This window comes from Allochromatium tepidum (assembly GCF_018409545.1).
Classification (GTDB): Bacteria; Pseudomonadota; Gammaproteobacteria; order Chromatiales; family Chromatiaceae; genus Thermochromatium; species Thermochromatium tepidum_A.
The window spans coordinates 105,835-128,664 of record NZ_AP024563.1; the positions used below are offsets into that span (position 1 = coordinate 105,835).

Sequence of the window (22,830 nt, forward strand, 5' to 3'; positions counted from 1 at the left end):
AGCGCCCGGGATGGTCCCGGACGCACCGGACCCGACCCCCCGAGGTTCCTCGATACCATGGCTGATCTCGACACCCCCCGTTCCGCCTATCCCATCACCCGTATGCGCCGGATGCGCCGCGACGACTTCTCGCGCCGCCTGATGCGCGAGACCACTCTGACGCCCAACGACCTGATCTGGCCGGTGTTCGTGCTCGAAGGCCAGGGGCAGCGCGAGTCGGTGCCCTCGATGCCGGGCGTGGAGCGTCTGAGCATCGATCTGTTGATCGAGGCGGCGCGCGAGGCCCATCAACTCGGCATTCCGGTGATGGCGCTGTTCCCGGTCACGCCGATGGAAGTCAAGTCGCTCGATGCACGCGAGGCGTTCAATCCGGATGGGCTGGCGCAACGTGCGGTGCGTGCGCTCAAGGAGGCCGTGCCCGAGCTGGGTGTGATGACCGATGTCGCGCTCGATCCCTTCACCACCCACGGCCAGGACGGTCTGATCGACGAGGCCGGCTATGTGATGAACGACGAGACGGTCGACGTGCTGGTGCGTCAGGCCGTCTCGCACGCCGAGGCCGGGGCCGACATCGTCGCGCCCTCGGACATGATGGACGGTCGCATCGGCGCAGTGCGCGCGGCGCTCGAAGCCGCCGGCCACATCCACACCCGCATCATGGCCTACTCGGCCAAGTATGCCTCCAGCTACTACGGTCCTTTCCGCGACGCGGTCGGCTCGGCGGCCAATCTGGGAACGGGCAACAAGTACACCTATCAGATGGACCCGGCCAACTCCAACGAGGCCATCCACGAGGTCGCGCTCGATCTGGCCGAGGGCGCCGACATGGTGATGGTCAAGCCCGGCATGCCCTATCTGGACATCGTGCGCCGCATCAAGGATCAGTTCGGCGCGCCGACCTTCGTCTATCACGTCAGCGGCGAGTACGCCATGCTCAAGGCGGCGAGCATGAACGGCTGGCTGAATGAGAAAGCGGTCGTGCTGGAAGCCATGGTGTCGATGAAGCGCGCCGGCGCCGACGGCATCCTGACCTACTACGCCAAGGACATCGCGCGCTGGCTGGCCGAGTGACCCACACGCCCATGACCGACCGCTATGCCGTCATCGGCCACCCCATCGCCCACAGCAAGTCGCCCGTCATCCACGCGGCCTTCGCGCGTCAGACCGGGCAGGATCTGGAATACGGACGCCTGCTCGGCGCACTCGACGACTTCGCCGGCGACGTGCACCGCTTCCTGGAGTCCGGCGGACTGGGGCTGAACGTCACCGTGCCGTTCAAGGAGCAGGCCTGGGCGCTGGCCGACGAGCGCAGTGCGCGCGCCGAACTCGCCGGCGCGGTCAACACCCTGATTCGGCTCGACGATGGTCGGCTGCGGGGCGACAACACCGATGGAGTCGGACTGGTACGCGATCTGAGCGACAACCACGGCTTCGACTTCAGGGGCGCGCGCGTTCTGATGCTCGGCGCGGGCGGGGCGGCGCGCGGCGTGCTCCAGCCGCTGCTCGGGACCGGACCGGCGCGTCTGGTCATCGCCAATCGCACGGCGTCCAAGGCGCTGGAGCTGGCGCGGCTCGGCTCGGAGCTTGGTCCGGTCGAAGGCTGTGGATTCGACGGCTTGGCGGACGAGCGCTTCGACCTCATCATCAACGCCACCTCGGCTGGACTGGCCGATGCCGTGCCGGCGATCCCGGACGACTGTCTCGCCGCCGGCGGCTGGACCTACGACATGCTCTACGGCGACCGGCCCACGCCCTTCTGCCGCTGGGGTCGCGAGCATGGCGCGGCACGCGTGCTCGACGGTCTGGGGATGCTGATCGAGCAGGCGGCGGAGTCCTTTCGGCTGTGGCGCGGTGTGCGACCGGATACCGCGCCCGTCATCGAATCGCTACGTCAACCGGAGTCGCACTCATGAAGATCGCGGTATTGGGCATGGGGCTTCTGGGTTCGGAGATCGCGCTGCGACTCAAGCGCCAGGGGCATGAAGTCATCGGCTGGAATCGCAGTACCGAGCGGGCCGAGTCGGCGCGTCAGCGCGGTCTGAACGTGGCGGCGAGCGCCTGGGAGGCGATCGAGGCCGCCGAGATGACGCTGCTGCTCCTGAGCGATGCGCGCGCCATCCTCGATACCCTGTTCGAGCAGGGCGACGCCGACGCGCTCGCCGGACGCATCCTGGTGCAGATGGGCACCATCGCGCCGCGTGAGAGCCGGGAGATCGCCGATCATGTGGCGGCGCAGGGCGGCGAGTATCTGGAAGCGCCGGTGCTCGGCAGTCTGCCCGAGGCGCGCGAGGGTTCGCTCATCCTCATGGCCGGCGGCGACCCGGATCTCTACGAACGCTGTCTGCCCGTCTTCCGCGACCTGAGCCGCGATCCGCGCCTGATCGGTGAGGTCGGGCAGGGCGCGACGCTCAAACTGGCCATGAACCAGTTGATCGCGGGACTGACGGCGACCTTCTCGCTGAGCCTGGGATTGGTGCGCCGCGAGGGGTTGGAGGTCGAGACTTTCATGGAGCTGTTACGCGCCAGTGCGCTCCATGCCAAGACCTTCGACAAGAAACTCGACAAGTATCTGGCCCACGACTATGGCTCGGCCAACTTCCCGCTCAAGCATCTGCACAAGGATGTCGCGCTGTTCAGGCGCGTGGCCGAGGAGGGCGGACTCGATACCCGAATGATCGAGGCCATCGAGTCCGGCTGTCTCCAGGCCGAGGGCATGGGCTATGCCGACGCGGACTATTCGGCGCTCTACGAAGCGCTCGCGCCGCGTCGGACGGAGGAGGATTAGCCGACCGCCGCTCAGGCGGCGCGGCGCGCCCAGGGCAGCATGCGCTCCAGGGCGTGATCGCGCAGGATGTACCGGTGCCGGAAGGCGGCGGCCACATGCAGACCGACGAGCACATAGCGCAGGATCTCCATAACCATGGGTCTTTCAGGGTTGTAACGGTTCGGCCTTCAATCCCGGTCCAGCGCCATCGACAGCCCGCTGACACGCTCGACCCGCCGCCCGAGCGCCTCGCGCACCACGGAATCACGGCTGTAGAGCAGGGTGAAGACCGACTTGGAGCGCGTGATGCCGGTATAGATCAGCTCGCGCGTCAGCACCGGATTGGAGACATCCGGCAGCACGAGCGCGGTATGGGTGAACTCCGATCCCTGCGACTTGTGCACCGTCATGGCGAACACGGTCTCGACCGCCTGCAGGCGGCTCGGCAGGATCCAGCGAATGGCGCCCGTGCCGTCGCCGGCCGGAAAGGCCACGCGCAGCACCATCGGCGCGCCGCCGCCCTCGCCGCGTCGGGACGGCACGCGCAGGGTGAGGCCGATGTCGCCGTTCATCAGACCCAGACCATAGTCGTTGCGGGTGATGAGTACCGGACGCCCCTCGAACCACTGACGCTCGTCGACGCCGGCGATGGGGGCCTTCGCTCCCTGACTCAACAGATGCTGGATGCGCCGGTTCAGACCCTCGACGCCCCAAGGCCCCTGACGCAGCGGGGTGAGCAGCTGAAATCCCGCCTGCGCATCGAGCACGGCGCGCGCCCAGGCATCGAAGGCTTCGGGAGCCGCATCGTCCGGAGGGCGCTGTGCGTGCAGCACCGCGAGATAGCCCGCGTGCTCAGGGCCGCGCCAATAGCCCGCGCGCACCAGTTGGTCGAGCTGGGTGTCCTGTTCGCCGGTCAGACGAATCCGCCGGATGTGGCCGAGACCCGGATCAGTGCGGGCGGCCGGATCGGACTGACGGGCGAAGAGCGTATCGAGCGCCGTCAATGGATCGCGCACCGGTTGACCATCCAGTACCCCCGTATTGACCAGTTCGGCCAGAGCACCGATGCCGCCCTCGGCGCGGAAACGGTAGCTGTGACGCAACATGACGATGGCCTGATCCGGCGGGCGGCCGGCCGGGTCGATCAGATCCTCGGGAAGCCGCGCGCCGGTCACGCGCTCCAGCCACGCGCGCGTCTGTGGGGTGTAATGGGCCGCGCGCGCGTGTCGGCACAGATCCCCCAGCACCGCGCCGGCCTCGACCGAGGCCAACTGGTCCTTGTCGCCGAGCATGATCAGGCGCGCGTCGGGGCGCAACGCCTCCAGCAGTGCCGCCATCATCTCCACGTCGATCATCGAGGCTTCGTCGACGACGACGATGTCGGCCGGCAGCGGCTGACCGGCGTGATAGCGGAAGTGCCGGCTGTCGGGTCGGGTGCCGAGCAGGCGATGCAGGGTGGTGGCCTGGGTCGGGATCGCCGGGCGTAGCGCGTCCTCGCCGCCGGGGAGTCGGTCGAAGGGCAGGTTGGCGACCTGACCGGCGATGGATTCGTTGAGCCGTGCGGCGGCCTTGCCGGTCGGGGCGGCCAGACGGATGCGCAGCGGCGGTCCGCCGGCCTCCAGCGCCAGTCCTTGCAGCAGGGCGAGCAGACGCACGACCGTGGTGGTCTTGCCGGTGCCCGGACCGCCGGTGACGATGGCAAAGGCACGGCGCGCGGCCAGCGCACAGGCGATCCGCTGCCAGGGCGGTATGTCGGCGTTCTCCTTGGCGAAGAGCACATCGAGCAGTGCACGCGCGGCGTCTTCGGGCAGGGTGAGCGGTCGGCTCAGACGCGCCTCGATGCCCGCGCGGATACGTTGCTCATAGGTCCAGTAACGGCGCAGATAGAGCAACGGACGTTCGGGCGTGCCGGCGAGGATCAGCGGGGCTTGTTCGGACTCCGGCGTCGCGGCGATCTCCAGCCTTGCGGTCGTAACGGGCGTCGTGTCCGGGTCGGGAGTCGACCCGATGCCGAGCCGATCCTCAATAGCGCCGCTGTGCGCCAGACGCGCGATCCAGTCATTCAGCGTCAGGGTCGCAAGCTGTTCGGCCAGCTCGGAGCTTGGACCGGGTGGCGGCGTCAGCCAATCGCTGCGGTGCGCGAGCAGGGCGTGCGGATGCTCCAGGGCGCCGGTCAGATCCAGACAGACATGGCCGTGACCGTTGCGCTCGCTGGTCAGGGCGACGGCCAGCAGCACCGCCGGATCGCTCTCGGGCGTCTGTTCCTCGATGAAGCGCGTCAGGGCCAGATCCAGCGGGCGCAGGGCGCCGGATTCGGTCCAGGACTCCAGGCGTGACATCAGGGTTTTCGTATCCATCGATCACACTCCTGCAAAGAGCCGGTCGAGCGACTCGATCAGCACGCGCGACGGTCGGTCCATGAACAGCCCCTGGCTCGCCGACCGGCCGCCGCGCAGAAAGACATAGATCGCCCCGCCGAGATGGCGGTCGTAGTCGTAGTCCGGCAGTCGCGCCTTGAGCTGACGGTGCAGGGCGAGCAGATAGAGGACGTATTGCAGATCGTAGCGCCGCTCGGCGATGGCCGCGCGCATGGCCTCCGGGGTGTAGGCGTTGTCGTCCGGGCCGAGCCGGTTGGATTTCCAGTCGAGCACGTAATAACGTCCCTGATGCTCGAACACCAGATCGATAAAGCCCTTGATCATCCCGTTCAGGTAGGTCGTGTTGAGTTGGGGGCGTTCGAGACCGGCGAGCGTGTGCTGAGTGACGAGTTGATCGAGTCGGCGCAGATCGACGGCGCGGCCCTCGATCCAGAACTCCAGTTCGACCTGATAGCGGCTGGGATCGAGGTCGGCGAATCGCAGTCGTGGAACCGTGCCGTCGGGCAGGGCGAGTGCGTCGAGATGCCAGGTGCGATCGAGCAGTGTGGTCAGCCAGGCGTCGAGCGGTTCGACCCAGTCGCCCAGTCGGCGCGGTGTGCAGCGCTGTTCGAGCATCCGGCGCCGCGCATCGGCTCTGGCCAGCGCGGCGGCGAAGCCGTGTCGGCCCGCGTCGGGGTGATCGGTTCGCTTCGGTGCGCGCTGAGTCGCCGCCCATTCCAGCAGCCCATGCAGGAAGGTGCCATAGCGTCCGCCGCGCGGGAAGGCGTGCAAGGTGCCTGGGGGAGACTGGATCTCCTGGGATTCGCCGGCGTCCGACTCCTCGCGTGCGGTCTCATCGCTCGCCGTTTCGACCGAATCGACGGGTGACACGGGCAGGGAGGTCGCGGATGCCTCGGCCTCGATTCCATCGCTCTCGGCCAACTGCGCGCCTCGGCTCAGCGCCGAGTAACTGCTGATCCACCAGGCACGCGGGCGCCAGTCGGGCGCGGGGCGGGCGTCTTCGAGTTCGACCTCGGTCTCGGCCTGATAGGGCGCAGGATCGGCGGCGGGCGGGTCGATCAGGGTCACGCAGGACAGTCGGCGCAGTCGGGCGGCCAGATCGCCGTTGCCGGTTGCATGGGCCTCGTTCCCCGAACCCTCGGTTTCGGGCTGATCGTCCCCGGACCACGCGACCGTCCGGCCGTCGAGTCCGAGCAGATAACCGAGCGCCGAGTGTTCGAGATCCGAGATCGCCCCCAGCCCCAGCCAGTTGGCGTGACGCGCGCGCGTCAGTCCCACGTAGAGTTTGCGCAGATCCTCGCCCAGACGCTCGCGGTCGGCCTGGGCGACGAGCGCGTCGTCTCCGCCCAGATGCACCTGGAGCCGATGCGCGGCGTCATGGGTCTTGAGCGGTCGATCCTTGGACTGGGTGCGCCGGCAGTCGGCGATGAAGGGCAGGAACACCAGCGGATATTCGAGTCCCTTGGATTTGTGGATGGTGACGACCCGCACCAGACGCGCATCGCTTTCGAGTCGCAGCTGGCGCGCCTCGGCTGTCTCGCCGGTGGCCGCATCACTGTCGGCGATCGCTTCTTCGAGAAAACGCACCAGGGCCTGTTCACCGTCGAGTTCCTCGCTCGCGCGCTGGAGCAGCTCGCCCAGATGCAGTAGATCCGTCATGGCCCGCTCGCCGTCCGTGGTTCCGAGCAGACGGGCGGCGATCCGGAACTCGCCGATCAGCCGGTAGAGCATGGGCAGGAATCCCTGACGACGCCAGCGTCCGTTGAGGTCGCGCAGCCGCTCGCCCTGGGTCTCCCAATGGAGTTCGTCGCGATTGAGCCGGTCCAGATCCGTCAAGCCCTGGCCGAGCAGGCGGGTGGCCAAGGCCTGACGCATCAGCCGGTCGTCGAAGGGGTCGGCGATGGCGCGCAGCAGCACCGCCAGGTCGCGTGCGATTTGGGTGTCGAAGACGTTGCCGCGCTCGGAGAGGTAGACGCTGGCCACGTCGAGCCGGCGCAGCTCGGTGCGGATGGCATCGGCCTCGCCGCGATTGTTGACCAGAACCGCCAGATCGCTGGGTTCGAGCGGGCGTTCGCCGTCCTGACCCACAGGCAGCAGGGCGCGTCCCTCCTGTCCGAGCCGCAGCAGCTCGGCGATGGTGCGGGCGGCGGCCTCGGCGGTGCGCGCGCGATAGGCGTCCTTGCTCAGCCGGCCGTTGGGGCCGGGTGGGATGACCCAGCCCTGGAGCGGCGGACAGGGCCGGCCGTCGATGGTCAGGGTGCGCTCGGCCTGATCGCGCGGGCGCGCCGGATGGAAGGGAACCGGGTTGCCCTGGCCGTTCGGTTCGCGAAACAGGAAGGCGCCGTGCGTGGCGGTGCGCTCGCCATGCTCGAAGAGGGCGTTGACCGCCGTGATCAGGCCGGTCGAGGAGCGATAGTTGACGTCGAGCGTGTAGTGACGGCCCTGGGTGGCGGCGCGCGCGATCAGATAGGTGTGGATGTCGGCGCCGCGGAAGGCATAGATCGCCTGCTTGGGGTCGCCGATCATGAAGAAGCCGGTGGCGGCGTGATTGGCGTGAATGTCGTAGATGGACGAGAAGATGCGGTACTGGAGCGGGTCGGTGTCCTGGAATTCGTCGACCAGCGCGACCGGGAACTGTCGGCGGATGGCGGCGGCGAGCCGTTCGCGGCCCTCGCCCTGGAGTGCCTGATCGAGCCGGATCAGCAGGTCGTTCTGGGTCAGGATCGCGCTTTGGCGCTTCTCGCGCTCGACGTGGCTCTTGAGCCAGTGGACGGCGTGGGTCAGCAGATCCTCGGTGGGATCGGGCAGGGTGGTGAGTGTTTCATGCAGGTCGGCCAGCGCGCGGCAGGCCGGATCGTCGACCGGGGCCTTGGCGGGATCGTTCCAGATCTCGCCGATGGCCAGTGAGGACATCCGTTGCCAGGACTGGCCGCCGAAGATGTCGGGTTCGGTCTGATCCGGCGTCTCCAGCCAGACCCGCAAGCCCTCCAGCACCTTGGCGCGGTGGTTTTTGTTGAGCGAGTTTTGCTTGAAGGCCTTGTTCTTGACCGCCTGCTCGAAGAGTCGCTCCAGGGCGGCGATATGATCCTGCGTGCGCCAGTCGGTCTTGAGCGTGGCGATCGTGTGTCGGCGGGTCTCCAGACAGCGTCCGACGATCACGTCCGGCGGGTCGGCGATCGGCGGCAGATACTCGGCCAGGGACAGCAGACCTCGGACCGCCTTGGCCAGATCCGATGGCTGCGACCATTGCTCCAGCACGGGTTCCAGACGCTCGGCGGGAAGTCCGAGCAGGAAGGTGCGCCAGTAGTCCTCGGCGGCGTGTTGCAGACGTTCGGCGTCGTCGTTTTCCAGCGTCTGTTCGAAGGCGTTGGCGCTGTCGAAGGCGTGTTCGCGCAGCATCCGGTAGCACCAGGCATGGATGGTGGAGATGGCCGCCTCGTCCATCCATTCGGCGGCCAGTTCCAGGCGGCGGGCGGAGTGCGCTCGATTGTCAGGGGCTATCTGGTCGCGCAGTTCGAGCAACAGGGGGTCGTCCGGACCGGGCGACAGCGGATCACGAAAGATCGCCGCCGCCTCCACCAGCCGGCGCCGGATGCGGTCGCGCAGCTCGTCGGTGGCGGCATTGGTGAAGGTCACGACCAGGATCTCGGGCGGCATGAGCGGGCGCGGGAAGGCCGCTTCGCCGCCATGTCCCAGGATCAGGCGCAGATAGAGCATGGCCAGGGTGAAGGTCTTGCCGGTGCCGGCGCTGGCCTCGATCAGCCGTGAGCCGTGCAGGGGGACTTCGAGCGGGTTCAGTCGCTGGATGGTGGTGTTCATTGGAATTAGAGATCGGGCGGACTCTTGGCGTCTTTCTGCGTCACGCTCGGTATCGTGTGCGTGTAGATCATGGTGGTGCGAACATCGCTGTGGCCGAGGAGTTCCTGGATCGTGCGGATATCGTAGTTGGCCTGGAGCAGATGACTCGCATAACTGTGACGCAGTGTGTGGGCGCCGGCTCGCTTGCGAAGCGCGATCTGGCGCACGGCCTGTTTGATCGCTTTCTGCACATGGGATTCGTGCAGGTGGAAGCGGCGGAATTCGACGGTGTCGGCGATCTCGGTCAAGGTCTTGGCCGGGAACAGCCATTGCCGGACCGGTTCCTTGGCGGCGCGTGTGTATTTGGCGTCCGGGGCGTGTGGTAGGAAGGTTCCGGCGTAGCCGTTGGCCAAATCCTGTTTGCGGATGTGCGCGACCTGTTCCAGTTGGAGTTCGATTTCGGTGCGCAACGATTGTGGGAGGGGCAGGGTTCGATCTTTTTGGCCTTTGCCGTCGTGGACCTTCAGGATCATCATCTCCAGGTTGATGTCCTGTACGCGCAGTTGCAGGCATTCGAAGAGCCGCAGGCCGCAGCCGTACAGGAGTTTGGCGACCAGATCGTAGGGGTAGCTCAGGGCGCCGATGAGCCGGTCGACCTCCCGGCGCGATAGGACGACTGGAATGTAGGGCTTGCGCTTGGCGCGCACCACGCTTTCGACCTGGCCGAATTCCTTCCCCAGGACATGACGAAACAGGAACAGCAGGGCATTGAAGGCTTGGTTCCGGCTGGAGGCCGAGACCTGTTTTTCGACGGCCAGGAAGCTCAGGAAGGCTTTGACGTCTTCGGTCGTCAGTGAGTTTGGCGGCCGATTTTGGACATAGGCGTGCAGTTGGCGGGTCCGGCCGCGATAGGATTTGAGTGTTTTGGGTGAGTAATGTCGGACCTTGATCGCGGTTTCCAGTTGGTCGTAGACGTCTCGCCAGTGCAGGTCGGTGGTGGGTGTTGTCGGCGTCGATGAGCCGTAGGGAGCCGGTTGGGTACTTTGCACCATCGTTGGCGGTGTCTTGTTGTCGGCCGTGGCTCGCTTCTCGCAGGTGGCCTGGGGTGATTTCGAGGGGCGTCGTTGAGTGGGGGCTACGGTGGTTGTTTGAACGGTCGGGGGGCTTGTTCCCGGAGCTTGGCGTCGAAGGCGGTGAGGCTTGAATGATGGGTGGAGTCTTGTTGGTACTTCCGGAAAAAGTCCGGATAGAACCGCAGCCGGCGGCGAAAATATGGCCGATGATTCTCCGCGATTCCGGCGGCGACCATGGCGGAATCGAAGCGGGACGCTAGGGCTGGAGGGGTCTCGCGCATAGGCAGAACTCTGCGGGATAACCTATGTCCTGTGAATGTTATCCCGCAAAATCCCCAGTGTCCACAGCTATATTGTCTGGAGGACGCTGCGTGTGGTAGGGTTAGCCGGAAACATTGTCATACAATCACTGGTTGGAGCCACAAAGGCGCAACATCAAACTCCCTGACGGTCAGAAACGCGGGCTGGCCGTCGGGGCTTAACCAGTCCCGCAAATAGGAGACACATCATGGCACTAATTAAATGGGAACCATTGCGTGAGATTGAGGACATGTTCGACCGTTACACGAAGGCGATGGGCTGGCCTATGAGTCGAGGGCAGGAACTCATTAACACAGGCGACTGGACTCCCCGAGTTGACATCAGTGAGACTGACAACGAATTTATGATCAAGGCGGAAATCCCCGAGGTCAATAAGGAGGATGTCAAAGTCAGTGTGGACAACGGGGTTCTTACCATCCAAGGGGAAAGGAAACAGGAGAAGGAAGAGAAAGGGAAAAAATTCCATCGAGTCGAGCGATATTATGGAAGTTTTGTTCGTAGCTTTACGTTGCCCGACAATATCGACGCAACCAAGATTAAGGCGTCGTTCAAGGATGGCATGCTGAACCTCCAGATTCCAAAGACTGGGGAGGCAAGGCCAAAAGCCATTGAGGTGAAAGTTGAGTAAATAAAGCTCCAACAAAATGCTCCACCGGACGCGCCAAAAGCGGCGCTTCGCTTGCTTTTGGCGCGCCGGTGAGCTTTACGTTAGCTTTACCAAGCAGATTTCCGGCACAATCACATGAACCTTCGCGCAGCCATCGAACAACTGGACAAATTCTGCCAAGAGCGTGGCTGGAACGGCCGGGAATTAAAGACGGGAATAAACTATCGCGTCGGCGGAAAAACAGCAGTATCAATCTACTCCTCTGGCACAGACAAACCAGGCACTATTGAGGTTGCGTTTGAAGTCGACACAATCAGTAAAATCGCCAACGTATCAACATCAACCGTAAACGCCTGGATACGTCAACTTCAAGAGAACATCGGCAGCTACGCAAGGCCAAAGACTCAGTATCAATATCCGAGAGTCGCACTCGCCAGCAATCAGCAACTACAAGAATTCTGGTAGCGGTTTATCCCCCCCGCTCATCAGCCCGCATCTCGTGCTCAAAACGCCGTGAAGGTTAAGCCGCGAGCGGCAAGGCTGGGGCAGGCAATCCTTGGCGACGCTGACGCAAGGCGTCGGTCAGATAAGGCCAAGGGGAGAGACCGCGCCGGCGGCAGGTGTCGATGACGCCGGCCAAGGCGCAGAAGGCGCGCGAGCCCTGCTCGGTGCGCGGGCCTTGACTGACCCGACGCAGAATCACCCAGGGGCGCAAGGCGCGCTCGGCCTCGTTGTTGGTCAGCGGCAGGTGCGGATGCTCCAGCACGACCCGGAAGCCGTCCCAGTCGTTGCGCAACTCGCGCGCAAGCACCTGGGCCTTGTCGGGATAGGGGCCGGCGGCCACGCGCACACAGCACTGCCGGAGGGCCTGGAGCCTCTGACTGTAAGTCTGTCGCAGGCCGTGGGGGCCGGGGGCGGCGCGCGCGGCGTAGACGGCCTGCATCAGCGTCTCGAAGGTGCTCGGAAGCTCCCGGCCAAAGGCTTGGGTCGGGGTGTGGAGGCGCTCGGCCGGGCCGCGGGCCTTGCGCAGGATGGGCGCCCAACAGCGTAGCCGGTGTCCGTAGGCGCGGTAGACCGAGTAACCATCGCTCATGATCCACGGGCTGGGGGTGGGACCGAGGATGGAGTGCAACAGCTCCCGGGTGCGCCGACCGATCACATAGAGGAGGGTGTTGGCGGTCACGAACGCCCACAACCACAACGCCTGATCGTGCTGCGGCCGGCCGGTTTCATCCACAGGCACCGGTTCGGCGTCGCTCAACGCCGCGCGCAACGCCTCCTCGACCACCGGTTCCAGCGCGCGCCCGAGTTCATGGCGGCACTGACTGATGAGCGCCGTCGACAGCGACAGCCCGAACCGGTCGGCGAGAAACTCTTGAATCCGTCGGTGTGAGCCGCCCAGACGCAACGACAGCGCCACGATAAAGCTCGACAAACGTGGTCCGACCAGATGCCGTTCGGTCAGCTCCACCGTCCAGTCCGCCTCGGCGAGCGCGCGTCCCGGTTCGGCGCGCGTGCGATGCCCACACCCACAGCGCACCTCGAAATAGGTGTGCTTGGTCTGGGTGACGACTACACCGGCGTTCCCCGACTCGGGACGCTCCAGTTCCAGTTCATAGCGCCCGGTATAGGCCACCGCCTCCAGACCCTCCAACGCCGCCCCGCAACCGGCGCAATGACTCGGCGCGTGGGACTGTTCCTGATCGATCGGCAACACCCGGCGACGGCTCACCCCCGGATGACCGGGCCGGCGACCCGGGCGACCTTTCGGCTTCACCCCCGCCTTTGAATCACCCCCCACGCTCGCTTCCCGTTTGGGCCTCTCCGATTCTGGGGCCGACTCCGACACCCTATCCGTCGCGCTCCCCGCGCTCGCGTCATCCTCCTCCTCCACTCCCAGCGCCAGACTCTCTCCGCCTCGTTCCCACGGCGCCCGGCTGCTCGGCGGACGCGAACTGTTCTCCGGACTCCGGTTCAGCCGCTCGCGCGCCTCCTTCAGATCCGACAGCAACCGCTTCGATAACGCGCGCAACACCTCGCGCGGCAGTCCGTCAAGACGCGCCTCGTCGAGTTGGCGTAGATCGTTATCCTTCAGGTACATCGTGGCCGGTCGCTCTCAAACCGCAAACCGGTGCAATGGCGCTGTTGCAGCAAATCTCGACATCCTCGTCACGCTCCGATCGGCACGAAACGTCGGGCAGCAAAGGGTGGGGGGTAAACGGTTACTGATCACCCAGATCCGCCAGAATATGCACAACAAACTCATGCCCTTGATGGATAAGCTGTTATTGCGCAAGCGCGCCATCATCGAAAGCATCAACGATCAGCTCAAGAACATCCAACAGATTGAGCATACCCGCCATCGCAGTGTCATCAATGCCCTGGTCAATGTCCTCGCCGCCTTGGTCGCGTACACCTATCAACCCTCCAAGCCGTCCCTCAACCTCACCAAAAAGCAGCTTATCCTATTGAATTCTCAAGATTCTTAAACAAAACTCACGTTGGGTTATATCCGGCCCCTGGATCTGCGCGCCGCCCTCTCGGCCCAGAAGGAAGCGGAATTCCAGGGCAAGCGGCTCGGCGAGATCCTGCTCGAAAAACGTCTGATCCAGGAATATCAGCTCATCGAGGTGCTGGCCGATCAGCTCGGGTTCCTCCACGAGGAACCCAGTTTTTCCACCATCGAGCGCGATCTCCTGTTCCAGGTCAATCCCAACTGGTGCAAACGCTTTCAAGCGGTTACCATGCGCCGCGACGACGAAGGCGTCGTCTTCGCCTTTCGCAATCCGCTCGATGCCGCCGCCCGACAGGCCGCCGAAGGGGTCTTCGGCACTGTGGTCGCCGCGATCAGTACCAGGCGTGCCGTCGAGGACGCCATCAGGAACTACGAGGAAGGCCGCCAGAACGCCCCCAAGGTGCGGTGGAGGTCGACGAGGCCAGCGCAGCGAGCGTCATCGACGGCCTGATCGTCGATGCCCTGACGCTCGGCGCCAGCGACATCCATATCGAGCCGATGCGCCAGCAGATCCGTGTGCGCATGCGCCAGGACGGCATCCTCATGCTGCGCAAGGAATTCGACCTCGCCATGGCGCCGGCCGTCAGTAGCCGGCTCAAGCTGCTGTGTCAGGCCGACATCACTGAGAAGCGCCGCCACCAGGGCGGCGGCTTCCGCTTCGAGGATGTGCAAAAGGGTCTGAAGACCGATGTCCGCGCCTCCTTCTATTCCACCATCTTCGGCGAGAAGATCGTACTGCGCCTGCTCAGCCTCAAGGACGAGCTGCTCGACATCAAGGAGGTCGGACTCTCGCCGCGCGTGCTCGAACGCTTCATCGAGGATGCCCTGGAGCTTCCGAGCGGGGTCATCCTGATCACAGGCCCCACGGGGTTCGGCAAGACCACGACGCTCTACGGCTGCGTCAACTATCTCAACGACATGGAGCGCAGCATCATCACGGCCGAGGATCCGGTCGAATACGTCATCGACGGCATCGCCCAGTGCAATCTCAACCCCAGGATCAACCTCACCTTCGAGGAGACGCTGCGCCACATGGTCCGCCGGGATCCGGACGTCATCGTCCTCGGCGAGATCCGCGATCAGCACTCGGCCGAATCGGCCATCCAGGCGGCCCTGACCGGTCACAAGGTTCTGACGACCTTCCATACGGAAGACAGCATCGGCGGTCTGCTGCGGCTGATGAACATGCAGATCGAGACCTTCGGCCGGCCATCACCCACGACTTGCGAGACATCCGGCGTGCCTGCCCCATCCACCGACACCCCTAAGCCCAGCCAATCCAAGTCGATCAAGGAATTGATCGAAGAGTAGTTCCACCGACTCCCTGTTGAACGAGATCCTGGACAGCCTGCACACCGACATCGGCTATCGGCTGATGACCAAGCGGCAACTGCCGAAGGTCTATGCCCGGATCGCCCTTGATCATCATGCCGAACGCTTCGACGAGGGCGATCCGCTCCTGATCATCATCCGCCTGATGGATGTCCTCTGTCGTAAGCTCGGCGTGGGTCAAGCGGCCGATCCCGAGATCGAACTCGCGGCCACACCCGAGGCCCAGGTGCTGGGCCTCAAGGACATCAAGCTGGCCGAGCTGGAGCAAAAAACAGCAACGCGCTGCTGTCGGCCTAGACGTCAGGGCGCGCGCGCCGCCCACAGCCGCAGACCGATCAGCACCGCGACGAAGAGTCCCAGCCCGCCGCCGATCCAGAGTCCGGCCGTGAGCGGGTCGCGTTCGAAGGTGGCGGTCTGATAGAAGACGGTCGCGGTCAGGAAGGCGATGCCCGTGGTCCAGGCGCCGACGAAGCCCGCCCAGGCTGCGCCCGACTCGCGCACGATGGCGCCGATGGTGGCCACACAGGGGAAATAGAGCAGCACGAACAGCAGATAGGCAAAGGCCCCGGCCTGCCCATCGAAGCGCTCGGCCATGGCGCCGAAGGTGCCGGTCTGGACGCCCTGCTCGGCGGCGGCCGTCTCGCGGTCGCCGGCCTCACCGATGTCGAGTCCGAGCGGGTCGAGCAGACGTTCGCCGAGCCGGCCGAGATTCTCGCCGATCGAGCCGACCGCCGCGCCCAGTGCGTGCCACAGATCGAAGGGTTCGGGTTCCTCGATCGGATTCGACTCGGCGGCCAGACGACCATAGAGCGAATCGAGCGTGCCGACGATCACCTCCTTGGCCAGCACACCCGAGAAGATGCCGAGCACCGCCGGCCAGTTGTCCTCGCGAATCCCCATGGGCGCAAACAGCGGCGTGGCGGTCCGGCTGACCTCGGCCAGGATCGAATGCTCGCTGTCCCGGTTGCCCAGGCTGCCGTCACTACCGATGGTCGCCAGCAGGTTGAGCGCCAGCACCATGAGCACGATCACCTTACCGGCCTCGCGCAGAAAGAGCTTCACCCGGTCCCAGGTGCGCAGCAGCACGCCCTTGACGGTCGGCAGATGATAGGGCGGCAGTTCCATCAGCAGCCCCGAGCTGTCGCCCTTGAGCAGCGTATGCTTCATCGCCAGACCCGAGAGGATGGCCACCGCGATCCCGGTCAGATAGAGCACGAACACCAGATTCCGACCCGAGTGCGGAAAAAAGGCGGCGGCGAACAGCGCATAGACCGGCAGCCGCGCCCCGCAGGACATGAAGGGATTCATCAGAATCGTCAGCTTGCGTTCGCGCTCGCTCTCCAGGGTGCGTGTGGCCATCACCGCCGGCACGTTGCAGCCGAAGCCGACGATCAGCGGCACGAACGCCTTGCCCGGCAGCCCGATCGAGCGCATGAAGCGGTCCATGACGAAGGCCGCGCGCGCCATGTAGCCCGAGTCCTCCAGGATCGAGAGCACGATATAGAGACTGGCGATGATCGGGATGAAGGTGCCGACCACCTGGAGACCGCCGCCGATGCCCGTGGCCAGCACCAGGGTCAGCCGGTCGGGCGCGCCGACCCGGCCCAGCAGCTCGCCGAGCCCGTCGACGAACAGCGCCTGCCCGACCTGATCGAAGAAATCGATGAAGGCCCCGCCGATGTTCATGGTGAACATGAACATCAGATAGATCATCAGCAGGAACAGCGGGATGCCGAATACCCGGCTGAGCACCACCTGATCGATGCGATCCGAGACCGTGCGCTCGACGCGCCGCTCCTCGCGCACCACGCGCCGGGCGAGTGCATGGGCATGGCCGAAACGGGTGTCGGCGATGTGAAGATCCGCATCCTCGCCCGTGCGTTCGGCGATCTGCCGGCGCAGTGACTCGGCGAGCTTCAGGGTCTCGGGACCGACGGCGTGTTCGGCGATGGGGTCGGACTCCAGCAGCTTGAGCGCCAGCCAGCGGGCGTTGGCGTGTCCGGCGTCTGTGTCGCCGTCCCCCGCGCCCGCGAGCCGGGGCAGTAGTTCCAGCACCGCCGCCTCGACGCATTCGCCATGCGTGAGCGCCATGCCGGCCGGCTCGCGTCCCTCGGCCACGGCCAGCAGCCGTGCCTGCAACTCGGTCAGACCTTCCTTGCTGACCGCCACCAGCGGCACCACCGGACAGCCGAGCGCCTCGGCCAGCGCCTCGGTATCGATCCGGATGCCGCGCTTGCGCGCGATGTCCATCATGTTGAGCGCGATCAGGACCGGCACGCCCATCTCCAGCAACTGCACCGTCAGATAGAGATGACGCTCCAGGTTGCCGGCATCGAGCACGTTGACGATGAGATCGGCCTCGCGCCCGAGCAGATAGTCGCGCGTGACCATCTCGTCGAGCGAGCCGGCATCGAGCGAATAGATACCGGGCAGATCGATCACCCGCACCTTGCGGCCGTCCAGTTCCAGCGAGCCTTCCTTGCGCTCGACCGTCACGCCCGGCCAGTTGCCCGTGGTCTGGCGGATGCCGGTCAGGGCGTTGAAGAGGGCCGACTTGCCGCAGTTGGGATTGCCGGCCAGGGCGAGCGTCAGTGGAGGGCATAGCTTGACGACGTTGGCGGCCGTGTCGTGATCGGTTCCTTTCATGCCGCCTCGTCTCCCGATTGTGCCGGCATTGCGAACGCCGCTTGCTCGCCCTCAGGTGTCACCCAGAGTTTCTCGGCGATCCCGGTCCCGATGGCGATGCGCAGTTCACCACTGGCCAGCACCAGCCCCTTGCCGCGCCGCCGGACGATGCACAGCGGACTGCCCTGACGCAGTCCGAGCGCCAGCAGACGGCGCGTGAGCCGGCGTCCACCCCGGATCTCGGCGAGTCGCGCCGGGGTGTCGTCTGGAAGATCGGTGAGACGGAGCGGATCTGAGGACTGAGACATGGGTCGGTACGGCTCGGAGCGATCGGTCACGGCATTGAATGAGAAACTGAAGCATAACCCGAACGCGAGCGACTCGCCCGATCGAATCGGCTGGATTTTCGGCCGGTACGGCACTCACGCGGCCTTGCCATGTCGTGCACGCCAGAGATCTCGGCTGGCTGGCCTATCGTCTGGCGCGACGCTCGAACCTCACTTGATCGGGATCGTCATGCCGTCCTGACCATGGCGCTTGAGCAGGGCACGCACCTGCTCGGCCTCCGAGCGGTTGGCATAGCCGCCGGTTCGCACCCGATAGGCCGTCTTGCCGTTCTGCAGGGTGGCGGTCTGGATGCTGGTCGACAGACCGAGTTGGGCGAGTCGCTCCCTGAGCCGCTCGGCGTCCGCCGGACGGCTGAAGGAGGCGACCTGCACCACATAGGTTCCATTACTCGGCGTGGTCGGAGGCGGAAGCTGGTCCGACGCCGCCGGCTCGGCCGCTGGAGCCGGTTCGGACGCCGCCACGGAGTCGATGCCGATCTGCGGCGGTTGTGCCTGTGGCTGTGGTCGCGGTGCCGGCGGCGGCGGCGGCGGCCCCTTGCTGATGTCGACTTCGGTTTCTCTCAGGATTCGCTCATAGGTGAAGGTCGGCTGGGGCACGGGCTGGCCGGCGCGCGTCGTGCCGCCCCCGTCCTCGGGCGATTCACCCTTGGGCGCGAGAACCTGGGAGCCGACCACGCCCAGCGCCACGCCGCCGACCATCCAGCCGATACAGGAACGGCTGGGCTTGCGCCGGATGGGCGGCGTCGATGGCGGGGAGGGCGGCGCGGGTTTGCCGCGATAATAGTCCTTGGGCATCTCACATGCTCTCCGGTGCCGAGACGCCGATCAGACCCAGTCCGTTGCGCAGTACCTGGCGTGTGGCCAGGATCAGCTTGATCCGGGCGTCGCGCAGATCGGCGTCCTCGACCAGAAAGGGATGGGCGTTGTAATAGGTGTGCAGATCATTGGCCAGCTCGCGCAGATAGTGCGTGATCTGGTGCGGCTCGGCCTTGAGCGCGGCCTGCTCGACGGTCTCGGGGTAGCGGCTCAGGGTGCGCAGCAGATCCTGTTCGTGGGCCTCGGTGAGGCGTTCCAGGTTGTGCGTGCCCGCACTCGGTTCGATCACCAGTCCGCGTTCGGCGGCCTGACGCAGCACGGCACAGATGCGCGCATGGGCGTACTGGACATAGTAGACCGGGTTGTCGGAGGACTCGGACTTGGCCAGATCCAGGTCGAAGTCCATGTGCTGCTCGCAGCGGCGCATCACGTAGAAGAAGCGCGCGGCGTCGCGTCCGACTTCCTGACGCAGCTCGCGCAGGGTCACGAACTCGCCGGAGCGGGTCGACATCTGCGCCTTCTCGCCGCCGCGATAGAGGATGGCGAACTGCACCAGCAGCACGTCGAGCCTGTCGGCGTCGTCGCCGAGCGCCTGGAGCGCGGCCTTGATGCGCGGGATGTAGCCGTGATGGTCCGCGCCCCAGATGTCGATCACCCGGTCGAAGCCGCGTTCGAGCTTGTCCATGTGATAGGCGATGTCGGAGGCGAAATAGGTGCTCTGACCGTTCTCGCGCACGACGACCCGATCCTTCTCGTCGCCGAAAGCGGTCGAGCGGAACCAGAGTGCGCCGTTCTGCTCGTAGACGTGCCCGGACTCGCGCAACCGCTCGATGGCGCGATTGACCGCGCCGCTCTCGGTCAGCGAGCGCTCCGAGTACCACTCCTGATAGGTCACGCCGAACTGGGCCAGATCCTCGCGGATGTCGTCGAGGATGGTGTTCAGGCCCAGTTCTAAGACATAGCGATAACGGTTGTCGCCCAAGAGCCGCTTGGCCGCCGCGATCAGGCCGTCGATATGGGCTTCCTTGTCGCCCGGCTGATCCTGCGGCTCGCCCTCGACCGGGGCGTCGGCGGGAAGCCCCGCGAACACCTGCTCGGCCTCGACCCGGTAGGCATCGCCGTGCTCGCGGTGCAGTGTGGCGGCGATGTCCCAGACATAGTCGCCCTTGTAGCCGTTGCTCGGGAAACGCAGTTGCTCGCCGCACAGCTCCAGATAGCGCAGCCAGACCGAGGTGCCCAGGATGTCCATCTGGCGTCCGGCGTCGTTGACGTAGTACTCGCGATGCACGTCGAAGCCGACCGCTTCGAGCAGATCGGCGACCACGGCGCCATAGGCCGCCCCGCGACCGTGGCCGACATGGAGCGGCCCGGTCGGGTTGGCGGAGACGAACTCGACCTGCACCCGTTGACCGGCACCGAGGCGGCTACGGCCATAGTCGGGACCGGCGTCGAGGATGCGCGGCACCAGGCTGCGATAGGCGTCCTCGGCGAGGAAGAAGTTGATGAATCCGGGGCCGGCGATCTCCACCCGCGCCACGAGCGGTGAGGCGGGCAGGGCGTCGACCAGGTGCTGGGCCAGATCGCGCGGCTTGGCACGCGCGGGCTTGGCCAGCAGCATGGCCAGGTTGGAGGCGAAATCGCCGTGCGCGCCGGCCTTGGCGCGCTCGACCTGGATCTCGGGACGCTCGGAGAGCGTGAGCCGGCCTTCGGCGATCAGGGTGTCGAGCGCGGCGGACAGGAGGGCTTTGATGTCTGGCTTCATTGCGGATAAAGGCTCGATCGCCGCGCGCCGGGACGAGTACGCCGGAAGCCGGTTGTCGGCTCCGGGCCGTCGGGCGAGGCGGTCTGCTGGAGTGAATGACATGATCGGCGGCTGGACCGGGGAATCGGCTGGGTCCGATCCGAAGCGCTAAGCATACCTGAATCGGCGACCTGAATGGCTCACAGCAGATCGCGCGGATCGACGTCGAGCGACCAGCGCAACCCTTTGCGTCTGGACAGGGTGCGGACGTCGCTCACCCAGCGGGTGAGGAAGCGTTGCAGACGCGGACGCTCGGCACACTGGATCAGGAGCTGCGCGCGATGGCGTCCGGCGCGGCGTTCCATCGGTGCCGGGATCGGTCCCAGCAGCAGGATCGCGCCCGAGTCGCCGGCGAGCCGTTCGCCGAGTTCGCGCGCCCGGCGCAGAAAGGCGAGTGCGTCCTCGGGATCGGGCGCCTCGGCCCGTGCCAGTGCCAGATGACTGTAAGGCGGCAGCTCGGCCTCGGCACGCTCGCGCAGGGCCGCGTCCGCGAAGCCCGAATAGCCCTCGCGCAGCAGCGATTGCAGCAGCGGATGCTCGGGATGACGGGTCTGGAGCACCACCCGTCCCGGACGCTCGGCCCGTCCGGCGCGTCCGGCCACCTGGACGATGAGCTGGGCGGTACGCTCGGCGGCGCGGAAATCACCGGCATAGAGCGACTGATCGAGTTCCAGGATGCCGACCAGTGTCACGCCCGGAAAGTCGTGCCCCTTGGCCAGCATCTGGGTGCCGAGCAGGATCTGAGTCTCGCCCTTGCGGACCGCGTCCAGCACCCGCCCGAGTTCGCCCCGGCGGCGCGTGCTGTCGCGATCGAGCCGGGCGATGCGCGTCTCGGGGAAGAGTTCGATCAATTCCTCTTCCAGCCGCTCGGTGCCGCGTCCGAGCATCCGCAGTTCCAAACTCTTGCACTTCGGGCACCGGCCCGGCTGGAGACAGGACCAGCCGCAGTGATGACACCACAGTCGCCGCTCGCTCAGATGCAGGGTCAGACGCGCGTCGCAGTGCGGACACTCGCCGACCCAGCCGCAGGCATGACAGCTGAGCACGGGCGCATAGCCGCGCCGGTTGAGGAAGAGCAGGATCTGATTGCCCGCCGCCAGCTCGGCCTGCATGTGTTCGCGCAGCACCGGTGAGAGTCCGGCGCGCAGCGGCTGATTGCGGATGTCGAGGATCGAGATCGTCGGCGGTCGCGCCCCGCCGGCGCGCTCGGTCAAGCGCAGCCGGCCGTAGCGTCCGAGCCGGGCGTTGTGCAGGGTCTCCAGCGAGGGCGTGGCCGAACCCAGCACCACCGGACAGCCGGCGAGCTGGGCGCGGCGCACCGCCAGATCGCGTCCCGAGTAGCGCAGTCCGTCCTGCTGCTTGAGCGAATCGTCGTGCTCCTCGTCGACCACGATCAGTCCCAGACGCGGAATGGGCGCCAGCACCGCCGAGCGCGTGCCGAGGATCAAATCGGCCTCGCCGCGCGCGGCACGCAGCCAGTTGCGCTCGCGTTCGCCGGCCTTGAGCGCCGAATGCAGCACGGCGATGGGGCCGGGCAGTCGGGTGCGGAAGCGTTCGCGCAACTGGGGCGTCAGGCCGATTTCAGGCACGACGACGAGTGCCTGTCGACCCTGGGCGATGACGGACTCGATCAGGCGGATATAGACCTCGGTCTTGCCGCTGCCGGTCACGCCGTCGAGCAGAAAGGCGCCAAAGGTGCCGAAAGCGGCTTGAACGGCCTCGACGGCGGCCTCCTGCTCGGCATGGAGTTCGGGGCCGGCGAGCGGCGGCGTCTCGGCGACGGAATCGGCCGCGCGCGCGAGCTGAACGTCGGTGATCCATCCCTTGGACCGGAGCGCGCGGATGGCGCTCCGGCTGTCGCCGAGTCGCGCCGTTAGCTCGTCGAGCGTCAGCCCTTCAGGTTCGGAACGCAGGGCGTCGAGGAGCGCACGTTGCTTGGGGGCGCGTGCGAGCGTCTCCAGATCCAGCACCCGGCCCGACGCGGTCGCCTGGAGTCCGGGCGCCGTTTCCACCGGCAATGGTTCCGGATCGCGTAGACGCGCCGGGATCGCCGCGAACAGCGCCTCGCCGATCGGTTGTTGATAATAGGTCGCCGCCCAGGCCAGCAGTTTCAGATCCGGCTCGTCGAGCAGCGGCTCGGCATCCAGCACCCGCTCGACCCGCCTGAGCTTGTCGGCCGGATGCGTGCTCCGGTCGACGATCGCCATCAGGATCCCGACCCGGGAGCCGCGTCCAAAGGGCACCAGCAGACGCTGCCCCGGACGCAACCGGGCGAGCGGCGCATCGATCGGCGGCAGATAGTCGAAGGTGTCGGCCAGCGGCGCCTCGACCGCGACACGCAAGACGGCTTCAACGGCGGTGTCTGGCTGTGGAGCGTTCACGATGGGCGTCGAACCGTCTGTTTCGGGGTTGTCGTTGCCAAGGTTTTTCGGGGCCACCGGATAGGCGTCGGC

Annotated in this window: 18 protein-coding genes and 1 pseudogene; 9 read left to right on the forward strand and 10 right to left on the reverse strand. The window is 66.0% G+C overall.

Going from position 1 to position 22,830, the window contains the following annotated elements; all coding sequences use genetic code 11:
- Positions 1 to 57 precede the first annotated feature (57 nt).
- The 3 genes from hemB to Atep_RS00510 are packed head-to-tail and all read left to right on the forward strand — an operon-like array spanning position 58 to position 2,785.
- Entirely contained in the window at positions 58 to 1,071 is a 1,014-nt protein-coding gene (hemB, locus tag Atep_RS00500) for a porphobilinogen synthase (protein ID WP_213379521.1), read from the forward strand.
- Between the two features lie 11 nt (positions 1,072 to 1,082).
- Positions 1,083 to 1,913, forward strand: coding sequence for a shikimate dehydrogenase (gene aroE / locus Atep_RS00505; protein WP_213379523.1), 831 nt, complete (start codon positions 1,083 to 1,085; stop codon positions 1,911 to 1,913).
- On the forward strand, positions 1,910 to 2,785 hold the full coding sequence (locus tag Atep_RS00510; RefSeq protein ID WP_213379525.1) for an NAD(P)-dependent oxidoreductase: 876 nt from the start codon (positions 1,910 to 1,912) through the stop codon (positions 2,783 to 2,785). Before aroE ends, Atep_RS00510 begins: the two co-directional genes overlap by 4 nt.
- Before the next feature lie 11 nt (positions 2,786 to 2,796).
- Here the strand turns inward: Atep_RS00510 and Atep_RS16835 are convergent, their stop codons facing one another.
- Genes Atep_RS16835 through Atep_RS00525 form a run of 4 tightly spaced genes read right to left on the reverse strand, consistent with a single transcriptional unit; the run spans position 2,797 to position 9,992 of the window.
- Entirely contained in the window at positions 2,797 to 2,922 is a 126-nt protein-coding gene (locus Atep_RS16835; protein ID WP_272876299.1) for a hypothetical protein, read from the reverse strand.
- 30 nt (positions 2,923 to 2,952) lie between these two features.
- Positions 2,953 to 5,121 carry an exodeoxyribonuclease V subunit alpha gene (gene recD / locus Atep_RS00515; protein WP_213379527.1) on the reverse strand — a complete coding sequence of 723 codons (2,169 nt, stop codon included), beginning with the start codon at positions 5,119 to 5,121 and terminating at the stop codon, positions 2,953 to 2,955.
- 3 nt (positions 5,122 to 5,124) lie between these two features.
- A complete protein-coding gene (recB, locus tag Atep_RS00520; RefSeq protein WP_213379529.1) occupies positions 5,125 to 8,961 on the reverse strand; it encodes an exodeoxyribonuclease V subunit beta in 3,837 nt (1,278 codons plus the stop codon).
- 5 nt (positions 8,962 to 8,966) lie between these two features.
- Positions 8,967 to 9,992 carry an integron integrase gene (locus Atep_RS00525; RefSeq protein WP_213379531.1) on the reverse strand — a complete coding sequence of 342 codons (1,026 nt, stop codon included), beginning with the start codon at positions 9,990 to 9,992 and terminating at the stop codon, positions 8,967 to 8,969.
- A 529-nt stretch (positions 9,993 to 10,521) separates the two neighbouring features.
- Between Atep_RS00525 and Atep_RS00530 the strand changes: the two genes are divergently transcribed.
- Positions 10,522 to 10,962 (forward strand): Hsp20/alpha crystallin family protein, encoded by a 441-nt coding sequence (locus tag Atep_RS00530; protein WP_272876300.1) that lies wholly within the window; start codon positions 10,522 to 10,524, stop codon positions 10,960 to 10,962.
- Positions 10,963 to 11,076: 114 nt separating this feature from the next.
- Positions 11,077 to 11,406: a helix-hairpin-helix domain-containing protein gene (locus tag Atep_RS00535; protein WP_213379533.1), complete on the forward strand. Its 330-nt coding sequence runs from the start codon at positions 11,077 to 11,079 to the stop codon at positions 11,404 to 11,406.
- Positions 11,407 to 11,461: 55 nt separating this feature from the next.
- On the opposite strand, the gene tnpC is transcribed toward Atep_RS00535, so the two are convergent.
- The gene (gene tnpC, locus Atep_RS00540; protein ID WP_213379535.1) at positions 11,462 to 13,042 is read right to left on the reverse strand and encodes an IS66 family transposase; all 1,581 of its coding nucleotides are present in this window, start codon (positions 13,040 to 13,042) and stop codon (positions 11,462 to 11,464) included.
- Between the two features lie 124 nt (positions 13,043 to 13,166).
- On the opposite strand from tnpC, the pseudogene Atep_RS00545 reads away from it, so the two are divergent.
- The 4 genes and pseudogenes from Atep_RS00545 to Atep_RS00555 form a co-directional block, all read left to right on the forward strand.
- Positions 13,167 to 13,430, forward strand: a pseudogene (locus Atep_RS00545) (transposase); the annotation flags it as partial.
- Positions 13,431 to 13,442: 12 nt separating this feature from the next.
- Positions 13,443 to 13,907 carry a GspE/PulE/PilB domain-containing protein gene (locus Atep_RS16330; protein WP_236786298.1) on the forward strand — a complete coding sequence of 155 codons (465 nt, stop codon included), beginning with the start codon at positions 13,443 to 13,445 and terminating at the stop codon, positions 13,905 to 13,907.
- A complete protein-coding gene (locus Atep_RS00550; RefSeq protein ID WP_236786299.1) occupies positions 13,862 to 14,767 on the forward strand; it encodes a GspE/PulE family protein in 906 nt (301 codons plus the stop codon). The genes Atep_RS16330 and Atep_RS00550 overlap by 46 nt, the downstream gene beginning before the upstream one ends.
- A gap of 16 nt (positions 14,768 to 14,783) precedes the next feature.
- Entirely contained in the window at positions 14,784 to 15,206 is a 423-nt protein-coding gene (locus Atep_RS00555) for a hypothetical protein (protein ID WP_213379539.1), read from the forward strand.
- Here Atep_RS00555 and feoB read toward each other — a convergent pair.
- From feoB to Atep_RS00580, 5 genes are all read right to left on the reverse strand, one after another.
- A complete protein-coding gene (gene feoB, locus Atep_RS00560) occupies positions 15,089 to 17,434 on the reverse strand; it encodes a Fe(2+) transporter permease subunit FeoB (RefSeq protein ID WP_213379540.1) in 2,346 nt (781 codons plus the stop codon). The two genes, Atep_RS00555 and feoB, sit on opposite strands and share 118 nt — an antisense overlap.
- A complete protein-coding gene (locus Atep_RS00565) occupies positions 17,431 to 17,721 on the reverse strand; it encodes a FeoA domain-containing protein (protein WP_213379542.1) in 291 nt (96 codons plus the stop codon). The genes feoB and Atep_RS00565 overlap by 4 nt, the downstream gene beginning before the upstream one ends.
- A 189-nt stretch (positions 17,722 to 17,910) precedes the next feature.
- On the reverse strand, positions 17,911 to 18,555 hold the full coding sequence (locus tag Atep_RS00570) for an SPOR domain-containing protein (protein WP_213379544.1): 645 nt from the start codon (positions 18,553 to 18,555) through the stop codon (positions 17,911 to 17,913).
- Between the two features lies 1 nt (position 18,556).
- Positions 18,557 to 20,338 carry an arginine--tRNA ligase gene (argS, locus tag Atep_RS00575; protein ID WP_213379546.1) on the reverse strand — a complete coding sequence of 594 codons (1,782 nt, stop codon included), beginning with the start codon at positions 20,336 to 20,338 and terminating at the stop codon, positions 18,557 to 18,559.
- Positions 20,339 to 20,517: 179 nt separating this feature from the next.
- Complete coding sequence (locus Atep_RS00580; RefSeq protein WP_236786301.1) at positions 20,518 to 22,758, reverse strand: primosomal protein N'; 2,241 nt, start codon at positions 22,756 to 22,758, stop codon at positions 20,518 to 20,520.
- Between the last annotated feature and the right edge of the window lie 72 nt (positions 22,759 to 22,830).

Coding starts and splice junctions, on each gene's coding strand:
- Atep_RS00570 (WP_213379544.1), bottom strand. CDS start 18,555: ATGCCCAAGGACTATTATCGCGGCAAACCCGCGCCGCCCTCCCCGCCA.
- Atep_RS00565 (WP_213379542.1), bottom strand. CDS start 17,721: ATGTCTCAGTCCTCAGATCCGCTCCGTCTCACCGATCTTCCAGACGAC.
- Atep_RS00530 (WP_272876300.1), top strand. CDS start 10,522: ATGGCACTAATTAAATGGGAACCATTGCGTGAGATTGAGGACATGTTC.
- Atep_RS00510 (WP_213379525.1), top strand. CDS start 1,910: ATGAAGATCGCGGTATTGGGCATGGGGCTTCTGGGTTCGGAGATCGCG.
- recB (WP_213379529.1), bottom strand. CDS start 8,961: ATGAACACCACCATCCAGCGACTGAACCCGCTCGAAGTCCCCCTGCAC.
- hemB (WP_213379521.1), top strand. CDS start 58: ATGGCTGATCTCGACACCCCCCGTTCCGCCTATCCCATCACCCGTATG.
- aroE (WP_213379523.1), top strand. CDS start 1,083: ATGACCGACCGCTATGCCGTCATCGGCCACCCCATCGCCCACAGCAAG.
- Atep_RS00525 (WP_213379531.1), bottom strand. CDS start 9,992: ATGGTGCAAAGTACCCAACCGGCTCCCTACGGCTCATCGACGCCGACA.
- tnpC (WP_213379535.1), bottom strand. CDS start 13,042: ATGTACCTGAAGGATAACGATCTACGCCAACTCGACGAGGCGCGTCTT.
- Atep_RS16835 (WP_272876299.1), bottom strand. CDS start 2,922: ATGGTTATGGAGATCCTGCGCTATGTGCTCGTCGGTCTGCATGTGGCC.
- Atep_RS00535 (WP_213379533.1), top strand. CDS start 11,077: ATGAACCTTCGCGCAGCCATCGAACAACTGGACAAATTCTGCCAAGAG.
- argS (WP_213379546.1), bottom strand. CDS start 20,338: ATGAAGCCAGACATCAAAGCCCTCCTGTCCGCCGCGCTCGACACCCTG.
- recD (WP_213379527.1), bottom strand. CDS start 5,121: ATGGATACGAAAACCCTGATGTCACGCCTGGAGTCCTGGACCGAATCC.
- feoB (WP_213379540.1), bottom strand. CDS start 17,434: ATGAAAGGAACCGATCACGACACGGCCGCCAACGTCGTCAAGCTATGC.